This is a genomic window from Peptoniphilus sp. oral taxon 836 str. F0141 (genome assembly GCF_000179335.1).
Lineage (GTDB): Bacteria > Bacillota > Clostridia > Tissierellales > Peptoniphilaceae > Peptoniphilus_A > Peptoniphilus_A lacrimalis.
Genome location: NZ_AEAA01000053.1, coordinates 1 through 527, shown reverse-complemented (window position 1 = coordinate 527; position 527 = coordinate 1). Strand labels below are relative to the sequence as shown.

The window sequence follows — 527 nt, the reverse complement described above, 5'->3', positions numbered from 1 at the left end:
CTTAAATCAAAATTATAATCATTAATAAAAGATTCAATAGGTAACATTAATCTACCGTCATTTTTTTAACAGGTGAACGCAAAATAACCTTGTGTCCAGAAAAATTTGCTTCCTTGCTATCTAAAGGCAAAACTTTTGAACCTTTTGAGTTATTAATATAAACTTTATTTTCACTTTCATTGAAATTTATATTTTTGTCTATATTTTCTTTTATAAAATCATAAGAAATATATAATTGTCCATCCTCTTGTCTATAATAATCCTTCTTGTCTACTAACTTATCTTCGTATAAAAAACTTAGTCCTTCATACATATCAGATTGTTTGTTGTTTCCCCTATTTTCAACAAAGAAAAATAATCCTGCAGCAAATGCCAATAAAATAAATATTCCTATAAAAAATTTTTTCATAAAGCTCCTTTCTTCATTCAAAATAAAGGAAACTAAAATGAGTCTTAGCTCATTTTAGTAATTTATTTTTTCCTTAACTTTTGCAGCTTTACCTTGTCTATCTCTTAGATAGTATAGT

2 protein-coding genes are annotated in these 527 nt (G+C 25.4%); both read right to left on the bottom strand.

The genetic code is table 11. The features are described from left to right. Positions 1–46: 46 nt before the first annotated feature. A complete protein-coding gene (locus tag HMPREF9131_RS02385; RefSeq protein WP_009345162.1) occupies positions 47–409 on the bottom strand; it encodes a stalk domain-containing protein in 363 nt (120 codons plus the stop codon). A 54-nt stretch (positions 410–463) separates the two neighbouring features. Further along, on the bottom strand, positions 464–527 hold a 64-nt coding region (locus tag HMPREF9131_RS08580; RefSeq protein WP_232202575.1), incomplete at its 5' end, for a 50S ribosomal protein L19.

Coding starts and splice junctions, on each gene's coding strand:
- HMPREF9131_RS02385 (WP_009345162.1), bottom strand. CDS start 409: ATGAAAAAATTTTTTATAGGAATATTTATTTTATTGGCATTTGCTGCA.